Source organism: Paenibacillus sp. FSL F4-0087 (assembly GCF_038020215.1).
GTDB lineage: Bacteria > Bacillota > Bacilli > Paenibacillales > Paenibacillaceae > Paenibacillus > Paenibacillus taichungensis.
The window spans coordinates 4980048-4994686 of sequence record NZ_JBBODJ010000001.1 but is presented as its reverse complement, the minus strand read 5'-3'; the positions used below and the strand labels follow the sequence as shown (position 1 = coordinate 4994686).

Genomic DNA, 14639 nt, shown 5'->3' with positions numbered 1-14639 from the left:
TTTAGACAATCATTAATTAAATGGGAAAATCTTTTTCGTTCGTTTCGTTAAATTACCGTTGCGATCATACTCAAACACAATTTGATCTCCCGTAAATAGAACGACTTTAAGCAATTGATTGCCATAGCCATATTCATAGCTGTTGTCATTGCGAATGTTCATCCATGCTGCTTTTATGACTCCCTGAATCGGTTTTCCATCCTTTTCACTTAGCTTGAGATAATAATTCTGTCCACCTTGAAGCTCCCATTCAAGAACGGTATATTGCTCACCATATACCTGTTCTTGCTCTATTGAAGAAGCTACCGGAATGCTAAGTTCCTTATCTGAATACAATTCGATCCGAGGGTCGATGGAAAAATCACCTGATTCCTTTATGGCAATCCGATACTTGTCAGAACTATAGGGGTTAAAACGGTAGTACACATTCCCTTGCTGAACTGTGGGAAGCGCCGTCTCTGTGTTTTCATACAAAGTCAGAAACTCCACTTCCGCTTCCTTGACCGTAAAGTTACGGTAAGGACCTACAAATCTCAGCGATTGAGATGACACATTATGCACCTGAAAGTCAAACTTTCCAGGTATGTTTTGTGATCCTGTCTCATTTTCCCCTTCTCTGACAACCCCTTGATTCTGATCTCGAATAACGTAATCATAGGTTAATCCTTCTGCATGAGATGTAACGAGCGGTGCTGAATACGTTGATATGTTGGAGAATAACATCGTCGTATTTGGGGCCAAACTCCGTTTGATGAGCGCAGGCTCTTGACTGGGATTAGCTGTCACAGGAACGTCATATTGAATCGTTACCGGCTCCGAGGATACTACGGTTAAGACAAGCGTTCCACCCGCTGGAACTTCCCATGTTTCAAGACCTGAACCTTCTGTTAGATACCGATATTTATTTGTTCCTTCGTAGACCACAAAATCCACAATGGAATTGGTTGCTCTAATCCGATTCAACTGAGCCGTTTTCGAACCCGGATTTGTAAATACTGCGCTCTCACCTTGGTTAACGGTAATTTCTGTTTCTGGTGAAGGGACTTGATCATCTTGTCCACGGAAAACGCGGTAAATCCCACCATACGTTATGGGTTGATCTGAGATGTTGGTAACAACAACTTTTTTACCACCCAAGACATACGCCTCGATCGCTGTTGCTGTTCTACTGCTTGACACTGTTCCATCTACGTTGTAAATCGTGTAATCGTACACCCGCCCCGCGCTGCTGGAAGCATCATTTCGGACCCTTTTCGAATCTGAGCTTATGTTGGTAAAGGCATAGCTCTCGCCTTTGTTCAACGTTACGCGCAGATAAGCTGGTTCCTGGCTATCCACTACAGAGAAATCATCCGTGTATTCAAATGTTACAGGTGTACTTCCCCCTACGGTAACGACGGCTTCACCACCAGAAGGAATGGTAGCGAGACTTACATTGCTATTGAATTTGTCGCTATGTGCTCTGCCGTCTGCCTTATACACCACAATATCAAACAGTGCACCTAATTTTTTGGCGTTACTCCGTATTGGGTTGCTGAGTGAGCCTCCATTATGGAATTTTACCGATTGACCCGGTGATACCGTAATCTTAGTTAGTGCTTCATTTGGTCGATCCTCTACATCAAAAATGGTGTAAATCGCACCTATGGTTACAGGTTGAGCAGATACGCCTGTAATTACTGCTTTATTTCCATAGTAAACAACTGGTTCAACCGCTGTTGCTTTTCTTGTACTCCGTTCTGTGCCATCCGGATAATAGGTGACGTAATCAAATATTCGACCTTGACTGGTGGACGCATCACTGTCGAGATATTCCCGATCGGTACTGTTATTCCAAAATGTCGCGCTTTCTCCCTGTTTGAGTGTTACGCGATGGTACGCAGGTTCCATGCTTTCTTCAACCGAGAAATCATCCGTGTAACTAAACTCAATCGGGACTTTCCCTGCTACGGTCACAACTGCGTAACCCTGTGATCGAATCATTGGATTGGTTGTTTTGTTGAAGCCATCCGAATGAACAACGTCTTCTGCTGTATAGAGGACATAGTCAAGAATGGCTCCGTTGCTACTGCTCGCATTGTTTTTAACCGGATTAGCTAACGAACCATTGTTCCGAAAAATAACAGATTCACCGGGATTTACGGTAATACGAGTAATGGCATCTCCACCCGCTTTTTGGACATCAAAAGTCCTATAGGGCACACCGTACGTCACTGGTGTTGCTGTAACCAAGGTCACAACAGCGGTTCTGCCCGATGCTACCCCAGGCTTGGTGGACGTATTCGTCCCCGTGGAATGTTCTGTACCATCCGGAAGATAAACGACATAGTCATGCTTATCTTTGGTGGAACCATTACTTTGGAGTGCATCTGATTTAGCGCTGATATTGGTGAACTGGTAACTCTCGCCTTGGCTCAGAGTCACTCGGGTATACGCAGGTTCATCACTCCATTCACCCGTATAGACTTCGTAAGGGAGTCCAATGGTGACAGGCTGTGTTCCGGCCCCCGTAAAAATGATCTCGTTTCCTCCCCCTAAGTATGGCTTGCCGGTTGATTCAAAGTTCGAACCAGCAAGGCTTCCATCTTCCTTGTACGTGGCATAGTCATACTTCCGGTCTTGGGCTGTGGAGGTATCCGCACTCACAGCCCTCGTTTGTGTTCCTTCATTGACGAACCGATAGCTCTCACCTTTGGACAAGGTCGCTCTATGTAAGGCTGGATTCGCAGATACACTATAGGCAAATTCAGCAGGTATGGTTACTGTAAATGCATTAATTCCACTTGAGGTTACGACAGTGGTGTACCCTGCTCCTACGGATAAATTGCTCGTCGAATTCATGTTATCCGATGAAATACTTCCATCTGCTTTATAAACAGCATAATCATATGAACTGTTTCTCGATGTCGCAGCATCTGTGCTCAAGGAGCGAGCGCGGGTTCCATTATTAGTGAAACTATAGGAATCACCAGGATACATCGTTATGACTTCTTCCCCCGCCAGTGCCATGGCTTGGGTAGAAAACATATCCTCCTCATATGTATCCTCCGTTACTGTCGGTGCATCTTCTATATCTTCAACATCCTCGTCTACACCTTCCGGTTCTTCATGGACGTCTGGATCAATACCATCCAGATATTCGTCGTCTGTTAAAGCTGATTCCTCCATAGAAACATCAACATTCTCATTGCTACTTTCAGTCGTAATTATGGCATCTGATTGATCAGAAAGCGCAAAACCGCTAGTCGGATACATGGTTCCAATCAACAACAAAGCCATCAGAAAAACAATAAATCCTTTTCTTAAACTCATGGAATTTATATTCCTCCTTTATGTTTTTTCTCCATTCCCTTCCTAAGCAGATGTATAAATGGAGTCTAATAAATCATTATCGTCATTTCCCTTATTTTAGGATATAGTTAATTAGTCCCTACTTTAAGGGACTTTTTTCCTTTTCCATTTCAGATAACAATTAATATAACCTGTAATTATCTTGATCCGAAACAGAATTAAAGATTAAATGCAGTTCAAATGCTATTTCAATTGAATTAATCGTTTTTCCTAATTGGGCTATAACTTAGATTTATTACCTGAAAAATAAAAAAAGCCGCCATTTGGCGACTTCTGAGTAAATAAATAGTTATCATTCTGATATGTGATCAGCGGACAACAGGCTACTCTCCCTCTGAATATATAAATACATAATTACTCCCATCCGACTTCTCTTCTGAAAAAACAAAGTCTAACCGATCAAAGTTTCTAATATCCTCCACATCTGTAATCTTACGCTCTGCCATATACCGTACCATCTCACCTCTAGCCATTTTGGCCCGCGTTGCCTTTTCAACAAGCTTCCCATCGACCATTTGTCCGAATACACATGTAATGAACCGGGTTTCCTCACTCAGAAACGGCAAAATATTTTTGCTATACTCTTTGGAAGCCAAATTCAGGATACAGTCGCTTTCCGATTGAAGCTGATCTGCCAATTTGCTGCCCCAGAATTGATAGAGTGACTTGAAACCTGGACCTTGCAGCTTGCCCTGCATCTCCAACCGATAAGGGGTAACCCCATCCAAAGGCCGTAACATGCCATAAAAACCGGATAATATGCGTAAATGCTCCTGAAGATACGCCAGTTCCTCATTTTGAAAAACACCTGGCGCCATATACTGATACTGAATACCCTCATAGGCATAGATGGCTGGGGTAAGATTTTCTTTTATATTCATATTCCGAATCCGCTCCACGTTCTGTTCGGCGATTGCATCGTTACACTTCCACATTGCTTTGAGTTCGTCATAGGTTAACTTTTGAAGCAAACTGAGTAGCTGTTCTGACTCTTTTATAAACTGCGGCATCTGCGCAATAGCCATAAGATCGGTATCGATCTTCATCTTTTTAGCTGGTGATATAATAATTCTCATCGTGCTGATCCATCCTTAATCTACCGTTGTCTTTGTCGTTATTCATTGTACAGGATTGGACAGGTGAATCCAATGTCTAGGCTTAACTAAATCCCTCATTGTACCTTTGAAAAGACTCAAAAATGAACAAGTCAGCCCACGATTGGACCGGCTTGTTCATTAGAATTCAACAGATTAAATTGTTGAAAAAGTAAGGCGTGCATTTCAAACTGCTATTAGGGAGATACGCTCCCCGCGCCGCTATTTTGCTCTACTTTAGTAGTCGGTAATTGAATCATTGGCGTATTTGACCCACTTACATATGGAAGGGCTCCATCCCATTTCTTAATTGTTTCATATTCAACGAGTTGACTCGATAATGATTGTTGGAGCTCTTTATTGGCTTTAGCTTGACCCTCTGCTTCAATCAATAGTTTGTCTGCATTACCTTGCGCTTCCACGCGCTTACGTTCTGCTTCTTTCTTGGCGATCTCAAGTTCAGTCGTTTTACGTTCCAGTTCTTGAGAGGCTTCAACACGCTTATCGATTGCTTCCTGAGTCTTAGCATCAGGTTGAGGAACACCTACGGTAACGTTAGATACAATAAAGCCTAACTCTTTAACGTCATCAGAAAAACGTTGTTGAACGTCCACTCCTGCCTCGGATGACTTTTCACCATAAACATCAATGACTGTAAACTTGGAAATACCTTTACGAGCTGCGTCACGGAAACGTGTTTTGAGATATGTATCCTCAATTTCTTGAATGCTAATTGGCCCAAATGTATTGAATATAGAAGATACTTTACTAGGTTCTACTTGGTAGTTGTAAGCAAAATCGATTGTGATGTTTTTCCCGTCAGAAGTAGCAATCTGAATATCTCTGTATTCAACCGTTTGAATTCGGATCGGATATTTCGTCACTTTATCAAACGCTCCAACGAGTTTCCACCCTTGACTTAGTGTACTATCTTTTACGCCTCCATTTGGTGAATAGACGACCCCAACATATCCATTAGGAATTCGTGTTAAAAAGAAGGTCACCAGTAACACTCCCACAATAATAACTACTGCAACCGCAATAGCCCCTACTTTAAACGTCTTTGAATTTTCCATCACCATTCTCCTCTTGTTTGAATTTATTGTATTTCTTCAGCAGTCTACCACCTATTTTATTGAATAGCGGGAACATTAATGACCATAGAATAAATGCTAGGATAAAGATTAAAATGATTCCCCCAATAAATGGCATATTCGTCCTCCCCTCTATGGATGTAACCGAGTACAGATTTATAAATAGCAACTAATTATATCCTCCTTTATATATACTTTGTAAATTCGTATTCGGTTTCAATGATATTCAGACACCATTCCAATATCCTTCTTTGCTGTCAATTGAAAAGAGGGACATAATAATACGGAAGATTTCCCCCAATCCCCTCGCCTGCACAATCAAAATATAAAAGAAACCCCGGTAGCACGTCTGCATTCAGCAGCGTACAGCCGAGGTTCATCATTATCATTTCAAATAATACATTATTTATCTCTACTTAAACTCACCTTGTAAAATCATGCTGCCCAATCGTCAGCAACGTTGGTCTGCTCTTACTCCACAACGAAGTGGCAATTTTCGGATTATAATAATAGAGCGCTCCGTGTGTCGGGTCGGTTCCATTCAAGGCTTTACGCGCTGCCTGATAGGAAGTCTGGGTTGGCTTGGTATTAAACTGTCCATCGTCTATGGCCGTGAACTGCCCTTTTTGGAAAATTACTTTCGGAATTGATGACGGGAATGCATTTGAATCCACTCGGTTCAAGACAACCGCGCCAACAGCAACCTGTCCTTCAAAGGATTCTCCGCGTGCTTCCCCATGGATCAGCTTTGCGAGCTGGCGCAGCGTATTACCTTGGGCTGCAGCCTTCTTGTTCAGTCTGTTCAGCGTTGCCGGACCTGCAATTCCATCCGCACTCAACCCTTGAGCCTGCTGAAACTTACGGACAGCCCCTTTGGTAATAGAACCGTAATATCCGGTCAATCCAGCTTTAAAATACCCCAGTTCGCTTAGTTGCTCCTGCAATTGAAGAACATGTTCACCGCGAACGCCTTGTTCCAGCTTCTGCGCCCCGGCAGACGGAGCTGCCATCGTAAGTCCAAGAACCATCGCGAAGGCACCAAGAAACACACTGACTCGTCCTGCTCTTTTGCCAGCCTTTCTTCCCCTGCGATGGGTGAATTTTCGGCTGACGTTAATAGGTTCCATGTGGTCAGTGCTTGTGTGCAAATCATGCAGATCAAGCCTCTCATCCCCGCTATCTAATCTAAACTCTTCATCAAGGCTGTAGATATAGCTCGTCATCTTCATCTGGTTCATTTCTTTCATCTCTCTAATAGGAGTAAGATCAATCACATCATATCTCCCGTTTATCTCACTCATCCTATCGTTGCCATTATAGCTGTACATCACATTCATCCCGACATTCTCAATCACACGTATCAGTTCACACACGCTATTCTGTCCACTCATCATTTGCTTTTCATTCATTTTATTCTTCTCATTCATCATATTCTTTTCAATCATTTCATACGTTTGATCCATTTCATTAATGTTCTTCATGATTAGATTAACCTCCACTTTTCTGAATCCAGATCCCTCTTCTTCCCCCTGAATCCTCACGGCCCTACATCCCGAGTGTCATTATAGGATATAGAAAAAGTGACGTCTATCGGACCGATGGCGCAGGCGAAAATCCACTCCACACACAGCAAAAAGAGGCATGAGCCCATGGTCACGCCATGGTCATGCCTCTTCTTGTATCAACCTTATGCCGCTTGTCCAGCCCATTATAGGCGTAGGCAGGCAGACCCGCACAAAAGTTGCGTTGTATTTATTGACATTTATTCGGCCAGTTCCAGCCCCTTGGTTTCCCGGCCCAGGAACAGCACAGCCGCTGCCCCAATAAGGATGGTCACGAAGAAAATCGTGAAAATCAGGCTGATTGCAACCTCACGCTGAACCAGCATACCAACCATTAATGGAGCAAGCACGCCCCCAATCCGGCCTACCGATGTGGCAAGACCCACACCTGTTGAACGAACGGAAGTGGGGTACAATTCCGGACTATACGCGTATAGACCGCCCCAAGCTCCCAGATTGAAAAAGGAAAGACAGATACCTGCGGTCAGAATCGTCGCTTCCGTTGTTGCCAGTCCAAAAGCAATCGCACTTACTGCTGTCAATGTAAGATAAACGACAAGTACAAATTTGCGGCCAAACCGCTCAATGAAGTACGCCGCTGTGAAGTAACCTGGCAGCTGTGCGATCGTCATAATCAGCACGTACTGGAAGCTTTTGACCAGCGTAAAGCCTTTTGCCATAACAACCGACGGCAACCAGAGGAACATACCATAATAAGAGAAAATGACGGTAAACCACAAGATCCAGAGCATCAACGTTGTACGGCGATGTGGTGCTGACCATACCGTCGCAACCTTTTCGCGGAACGTGATTTTCTTAATCTTGGTATTGTTCTTGTAACGAGGCGGGTCCTGAATGGCACGGCGCAGATACAGCGCATAGAACGCTGGAACGGCACCAATGGCAAAAGCAATTCTCCAGCCATATTCCGGGATAACAAAGTTGGCAATGAGTGCTGATACAATCCAGCCACCTGCCCAGAAACTCTCCAGCAGTACAACTGCACGTCCACGTTCTGCCGTAGGCATCGACTCCGATACCAACGTAGATGCTACGGGCAGCTCCCCGCCAAGGCCAATACCTGCAATCAGACGCAGTACACACAATACGGCGAATCCGGTCGCCAATGCTGACAGGCCACTAGCAATCGTAAATACCAGCAGGGTCCACATCAAAATTGCCTTTCGGCCGAAACGGTCCGCAAGTGCCCCCGCAAGCAATGCACCTAGCGCCATACCGATGGAGTTGATACTCGTAAGCACCCCGACTTGTCCGGGACTGAGACTCCATTCCTTGGCGAGTGCAGCCACGATGAAGGAAATCATGCCGACTTCCATTGCATCAAACAGCCAGCTCATGCCGGCACTGAACAGCAGCTTGCGCTGCTTGGGATTCCGCAATACTTCCAGTTTGCTCATGTCTTATAGCTCCCTTGATCTCTATGTAGTCATTCTGACACTAAACCATTATTATGCAGAATGATCCAGAAATCAATGTAAAATACGCATATCCGTTGATCTTCTCCCCATACCTTACCCCTTGAGTGAACCCGCTGTCAGGCCTGCTACAAAATAACGCTGGAGCAAAATGAACAGCACGATCATCGGAATGGCTGTTACTAGCACACCGGTGAGCATCATCGGATAGTTCGTCACGTATTCCCCGCGGAACTGCATGAGTGCGAGTGGTAACGTTAGCTTGGACTTACTGCTGAGCATTAGCATCGGAATGAGCAAGTCATTCCAGACCATCACGAGCAGGAACGTGGCTGTAGCTGCCAGAGAAGGTGCAGCCAGCGGCAAAGCGATTCGTGTATAGAGCCTCCACTCGCTTGCTCCATCCATACTGCCCGCTTCCAGTATTTCCGCATTCAGCATACGCATGAAGCCCGTCAGCATAAATACGGAGACCGGCATTAACATCGCGGCTGATACTACAATGAGTCCTGTCAGACTGTCCGACCACCCGAGCGTACGCGTCAGAGAATAGATCGGCAGCATGCTCACTTGGGAAGGAACGATTAGACCTGCAACAAACAAAGCAAACACAATTTTGCCCACGCTGCCACCCCAGCGGACAATGGCATACGCAATCATGCTGCTGAGCAATAACTCAATCGCAACCGTGCCCAGCGTCACGACCAGACTGTTCCCGAAATACTGCCACATCGGCTGATTGCGAAACATACCAGTGAGATTATCCCACGTAAACGGGTCCGGCCAGCTAAATGGACTGATGAAGAAGTTGCTGCTCGTTTTGAACGATGACACAAATACAAAGTACAGCGGCACAAGAATTAACAGGGCGTACACCAATAGGATCAGTCGATTGAACCATTTTAAAACCATAGGAACCCCCTCCCTTCTTCTTTAAGTCTTTTAGGTCTGCTCAGGCATCGTTCTCATTCAAGTTTTCTGCCCTAAAGTCATTTCAACGTAATGAAATCCAGAACTCGTTCAATAATTCGTTTAACAATTAGAATACTCACAACTCACCTATTCACAAACATATCAATCCGTCCAATCGTTAATAGCTTACCCGGTCGGCACGCAGCGCCTTGAACTGCAATAACGTCAGCAAAGCGAGCAGAACCAGGAAAATCATCGAACCCGCAGAAGCAAGGCCAAATGAGTAGCTGCCAAAGGCAGTATGATAGATGTATGTCGTCAAAATTTCAGTAGCGTAGTTAGGGCCTCCGTCCGTCATGGTGAAAATGAGGTCAAACGCCTTGAACGATTGAATCGTCGTATAGGCCACAACAATCGTTGCCGAAGGTGCCAGCAGCGGCCAGGTCACGGTACGGAATACCTGCCATTTGCTGCCGCCATCCATACGTGCTGCTTCATACAGCTCTGCCGGAATACCTTGCAGACCTGCGATAAACACGATCATCATCTGCCCGGCATGCGCCCAGACTTGTACAGCTGCAATCGAGTAGATGGCGATCTTCGGATCACCAATCCAGTTGTGGGCCATGCTCCCCATACCTGCCTCGTTCAATCCATAGTTAATCAGCCCGATCGAAGGATCGTACATAAATGCCCAGATCAGACCCACCGATACAGAGGACAGAATCGCAGGCAGAAAATAGAGCGCCCGGAGTGCGATGCGTGTCTTGGTGTTACGTACCAGGAGCAGCGCCAGAACAAGTGAAATAAAGGTTTGCGCAATGACAACCGTTAACATGAACTCGACGTTGTTGCCAAAGGCTTTGCGAAATACGATGCTGCTGAGACTGTCCTTGTAATTATCCAGCCCTACAAATGCATACGACGGGGATACCCCGTCCCAATCCGTAAAGGAGTAGAACAGCCCCGTCAATGTAGGAAATACGAACAGTGCAACGTACAGCAGCAACCCGGGTAACAAAAACAGGGATAGCTGAATACGGTTCTTCATTGTTTATTTCCCGATATGCTGATCAATGATCGCCTGTGCCTGCTGCGCTGCTTCTTCAGGAGAAGTGCCGCTCAGTACAGCCTGAATGGAGTTGGTTACTGCTTTCTGATTATCTCCGTTCAGGATAGTGAACCGTGGCTGGAACACGGTCTTTTTGCTCGCCCAATCTCCGGCAACCTGGAGCTCAGGTGTATCGTACTTCACATCATTCACTGTTACATTCTGTCCCGTCTGGTTCGCATATTCGCCAGCCACTTCCGGATTGCTCAGGAATTCGATGAACTTCTTCGCTTCTTCGGGGTGTTTGGACTTGCTGTTCACCGCAAGCATAAATGTCGTGGTATGAACGCCTTCATACTTCGCCTGATCGGCACTCACCGTAATCGGTGCAAGCAGCTTCTGCTCCAGATTCGGGTTCTGCTGTTTGTTCTGAGCCAGCTGATAAGATCCGCTTGCAAGCATGGCTGCTTTCTCCTGGATAAAGAGTGCTCCCGCTGCCGGGTCTTTCGTTCCCAGTGCGTCCTGCTGGAAGTATCCTTTGTCGTTCAGTTCTTTGATCTGGGTTAATGTTTTCACCCAAAACTCATCCGTCAGTTTGGCCTCTCCGGCTTCCACTTTGGTAAAAATGTCGTCACTTGGTGCATTGTTCATCACCATCGTATTCATGAATTGGCCCGGACCAATATCAGCTCCAGCAAATGCAATCGGAATAATGCCGTTGTCTTTCAGCGTCTGGCAGAGTGCCAAGAAGCCTTCCCAATCCGTAGGTGGTGTCAGTCCATATTTTTCGAACAGCTTCACATTATAGATTGGATCGTTGTATACGAGTTGATAGGGAATTGCATATTGCTTGCCATCGTGCTGGCCTGCTTCAATCAGCTTTGAATTGTAGGCCGACAGAAACGATGCCCCGGTCAGATCAGTGAACAATCCGGCTTTGGTGAAGGCTTCGAACTGTGCACCAGGGAAGGAAGCAAATACATCTCCAACTGAACCATCACTGATTTTGGATTGTACAGTAGATTGATATTGATCTGAAGGAAGAGTCTGCATTTCCACATGGATGTTCGGATTTTCCTTCTCAAACGCATCAATCGTCTTGTTCAATGCTTCCACATCCTCTCCACGCCAATGCATGAAGCTGATTGTTACTTTGCCCGAACCGGAGGAATCGTTCCCTCCTGATGCCGCGTTATCCCCGCCGCCGCAGGCAGACAGCAGGATGGACATCACCAGCATACTGACAAGGGGAAGGATATATTTTTGTTTTTTTCTCATGAAAAAAGACCTCCTGAAGGATGATTAATGTAAGTTGCACGAATGTTTTTATTGGATACTCCGAGTGCAGTACCATCTTCCGATCGCTGTTATCCCCGAATTTCTTTGAATCATCTCTATAAAGGGTTAAAATCCGGGGATAAAGGCGAGCGCTCCGCTTCTTCAGATCGGTTCTACCCTCTCCGTTAAAGTGTAAAAAAAGGGGCTCTTACTTAGATTTGGTAGTAACTTAGTTGGTAGTAACTGAATGCTTCTTCTGTCTTGTTTTCCACTTCTCACGAATGATGGGCATAACCGTGCGTCCGAAAATTTCGGCTTCTTCCAAATGCGGGTACCCAGATAATATAAATGTGGTCACGCCCAGATCTCCATATTCCATCAATCGTTCTGCGACCTGTTCCGCTGTACCGACAATGAGGATCGCTCCGCCTGAACGAACAACGGATAACCCTGTCCACAGGTTTGGCCCTACAACGAACTGCTGTTTCTCGGACAGCTCCCGCAGCTCATTCTGTCTGCGTTGGTTGGTTGCATCCGTCTCTGCGAAGGCTGCTTTGGCTTTTTCGATGGCCTCTGGTGGGACTTTGCTAATAATCTCCCAAGCCGCCGCCCATGCTTCTTCTTCCGTATCCCGGATGAGTACTTGTGCCCGCATGCCGTAACGCAACTGGCGATCTTGTCCGGTTTCCTCTTTGATCTGTTCGCGAATGACTTCAATTTCTTCGATCTGCTCCTGAATCCAGTCATGAGGCTCGCCCCACATGAGGAATGTATCTGCGTGTTCAACAGCGACCCGTTTGGCAATCGGTGAACTTCCACCCAGGTAGAACGGCGGATACGGCTTTTGCACCGTTTCAGGCATGCCTACCGGACCTTTGAAATTGTAATACTTACCATTAAACTCCGATTTGTCTTCGGATGCTTCCTGATTCGACTGAGCACCACTTCCAGCAAACTCGGTCAGATTGAGCCCGGCCGATTGTGTCCATGAACGCTTCATCACTTCCATGTACTCGCTCGCCCGTTCATAACGTTCATCATGGGCATGAGCCAGTGGATCTCCCAGTTCCTCCAAATCCCGAACCGAGCTGCCTGTCACCACATTGATCATGGCACGACCGCCAGACAGTTGATCCAGTGCCGCTCCCATTCGTGCCGCCAATACAGGGGTGACCAGACCTGGTCGAATGGCTACAAGCGGACGCAGTGTTTTGGTGTGACTCATGACAGCCGAACCCACAACCCACGCATCCAGACAGGCTCCACCTGTCGGAATCAATACAAATTCAAAACCTGCCGTCTCCGCTGTCTGCGCCACTTGAACCAAATAATCCAGGCTCGGTTCCCGCTCCGGGGCAACCCCTACATATTTTCCGTCTCCTGCTGTAGGCAAAAACCAACCAAACTTCATCTCTTCCTGTTCGCTCACGCAAGTCAATCCCTTCTATAAATAAAGTCTCATGTTAAAAATAAGATCGGTGTTGTGCACATTGGCCGTTCCGGTTACGAATCGTTCTTTCGATCACTGTTATCTCCAGATTTTTTTGATTCCCTTTTCAAAGGGGAAAATCCGGAGATAAAGGTGAACGCGTTGCTTCTTCAGAATCGATTTCGTCCCCTTCACTACGTTCGCACTCGTTAAACCTTATTTTTAAAGTACGCCTAATTTCTAATCATTTTATAAGTACGTACACTCCCAAATGCCGATTAATTAACTTGGTTTAATAGGTATGGACATCATAACAATTGATTTGTCTGTGATCAATGTCATTTCGCGGTAATTTTATTTTGTCATTTTGTGGTGAATTCACAGGAATAGGTCTTCTCGATCTTGAATATTTACAAAACCCACCTGTATAATAGGTTATAAGAGAAACTTTCAGAGATTACAAACTATACTTATATTAAAGAGGTGTTCCTGATGATCGAGAGCATGAAGGAGGACCACCACGAGTTTTTGGATATTATTTTTTTTACTCCGTCTGAATTCGAGAAAGCCGGGGGAGCATGGCCGATTCGAATCGGTCGTAATATAGCCAAGAGCAACTATCATATCGGCCCGCGAACGACCCCTTTTCATTATTTGATTTTTGTTCTGGAGGGCGAGGGAACTTTCATACAGAACGGACATCGTTATTCCCTGCGTGCCCGTGATGCTTTCTGCCTGTATCCACAGGTTACCCATGAGTACTGGTCTGACCCAAAGGAATCTTTGCACAAAATTTTCATTGCCTTTGATGGAAAACATGCAGCTGAACTTTTGGCACGAATCGGGCTTACTCCGGACGCACCGCATCGCTCAGGCGTACTTACTCCAGAGACGGCAAGTGGCATGCGTGCTTTTATGGAAGAGGTTCGCAAACCTCAGGGAGGCGCAAGCGACCTGGGACGACTTACCCGTTTTCTCGGATTGTTTGACCGGATTGCCAAATCCCCTGCTACCCGAGTGCTTCAACCAGACTCTGCCACACCCTGGCTGCAAAAGGGCAAGGAGTACATGGATATTCACTTTGCCGGCGGCATTACCGTGGAAGGTGTATCTTCTCACGCTGGCGTGGATCGGACCCATTTTGCCAAACAATTCCGTAAAGCCTACGGCCTGTCTCCTGTCCAGTATATTCAACGTCTCAAAATGAATCAGGCCAAACGGCTGCTTGTTCAGACCCCGTTAACGTTAACTGAAGTAGCGCATTCGGTGGGTTACCCTGATCTGTTTTCTTTCTCCAAAGCGTTCAAAAAGCAGGTGGGTCTGCCACCCAACAGATATCGAACCGCCGAGAACAATAAAAGCTGATTTGTCGCCAGCCGCATGCTAACGAATAGCAAAAAAGGCAAGCCTCCTTGATCGGAGACTTGCCTTT

General features: G+C 45.9%; 10 protein-coding genes. 1 reads left to right on the top strand and 9 read right to left on the bottom strand.

Annotation, left to right across the window (positions count from 1 at the left end):
- Positions 1–12: 12 nt before the first annotated feature.
- The 9 genes from MHB84_RS22930 to MHB84_RS22890 all read right to left on the bottom strand — a co-directional run bounded on the left by MHB84_RS22930 (position 13) and on the right by MHB84_RS22890 (position 13189).
- Entirely contained in the window at positions 13–3312 is a 3300-nt protein-coding gene (locus MHB84_RS22930) for a hypothetical protein (protein WP_076288253.1), read from the bottom strand.
- Between the two features lie 362 nt (positions 3313–3674).
- Positions 3675–4427: a peroxide stress protein YaaA gene (yaaA, locus tag MHB84_RS22925; protein WP_076288252.1), complete on the bottom strand. Its 753-nt coding sequence runs from the start codon at positions 4425–4427 to the stop codon at positions 3675–3677.
- Positions 4428–4642: 215 nt separating this feature from the next.
- On the bottom strand, positions 4643–5521 hold the full coding sequence (locus MHB84_RS22920) for an SPFH domain-containing protein (RefSeq protein ID WP_083678799.1): 879 nt from the start codon (positions 5519–5521) through the stop codon (positions 4643–4645).
- Positions 5522–5961: 440 nt separating this feature from the next.
- Positions 5962–6549: a cell wall hydrolase gene (locus MHB84_RS31440; protein ID WP_076288313.1), complete on the bottom strand. Its 588-nt coding sequence runs from the start codon at positions 6547–6549 to the stop codon at positions 5962–5964.
- Between the two features lie 752 nt (positions 6550–7301).
- Complete coding sequence (locus MHB84_RS22910; protein ID WP_076288250.1) at positions 7302–8519, bottom strand: MFS transporter; 1218 nt, start codon at positions 8517–8519, stop codon at positions 7302–7304.
- Positions 8520–8633: 114 nt separating this feature from the next.
- Positions 8634–9449 (bottom strand): carbohydrate ABC transporter permease, encoded by an 816-nt coding sequence (locus MHB84_RS22905; RefSeq protein ID WP_063565626.1) that lies wholly within the window; start codon positions 9447–9449, stop codon positions 8634–8636.
- A 178-nt stretch (positions 9450–9627) separates the two neighbouring features.
- A complete protein-coding gene (locus tag MHB84_RS22900) occupies positions 9628–10500 on the bottom strand; it encodes a carbohydrate ABC transporter permease (protein WP_175383100.1) in 873 nt (290 codons plus the stop codon).
- 3 nt (positions 10501–10503) lie between these two features.
- Positions 10504–11778: an ABC transporter substrate-binding protein gene (locus MHB84_RS22895; RefSeq protein WP_076288249.1), complete on the bottom strand. Its 1275-nt coding sequence runs from the start codon at positions 11776–11778 to the stop codon at positions 10504–10506.
- Positions 11779–12007: 229 nt separating this feature from the next.
- Entirely contained in the window at positions 12008–13189 is a 1182-nt protein-coding gene (locus MHB84_RS22890) for an LLM class flavin-dependent oxidoreductase (protein WP_076288312.1), read from the bottom strand.
- A gap of 510 nt (positions 13190–13699) precedes the next feature.
- Between MHB84_RS22890 and MHB84_RS22885 the strand changes: the two genes are divergently transcribed.
- Positions 13700–14572, top strand: coding sequence for a helix-turn-helix transcriptional regulator (locus tag MHB84_RS22885; RefSeq protein ID WP_063565624.1), 873 nt, complete (start codon positions 13700–13702; stop codon positions 14570–14572).
- The last annotated feature ends 67 nt before the right edge of the window (positions 14573–14639 follow it).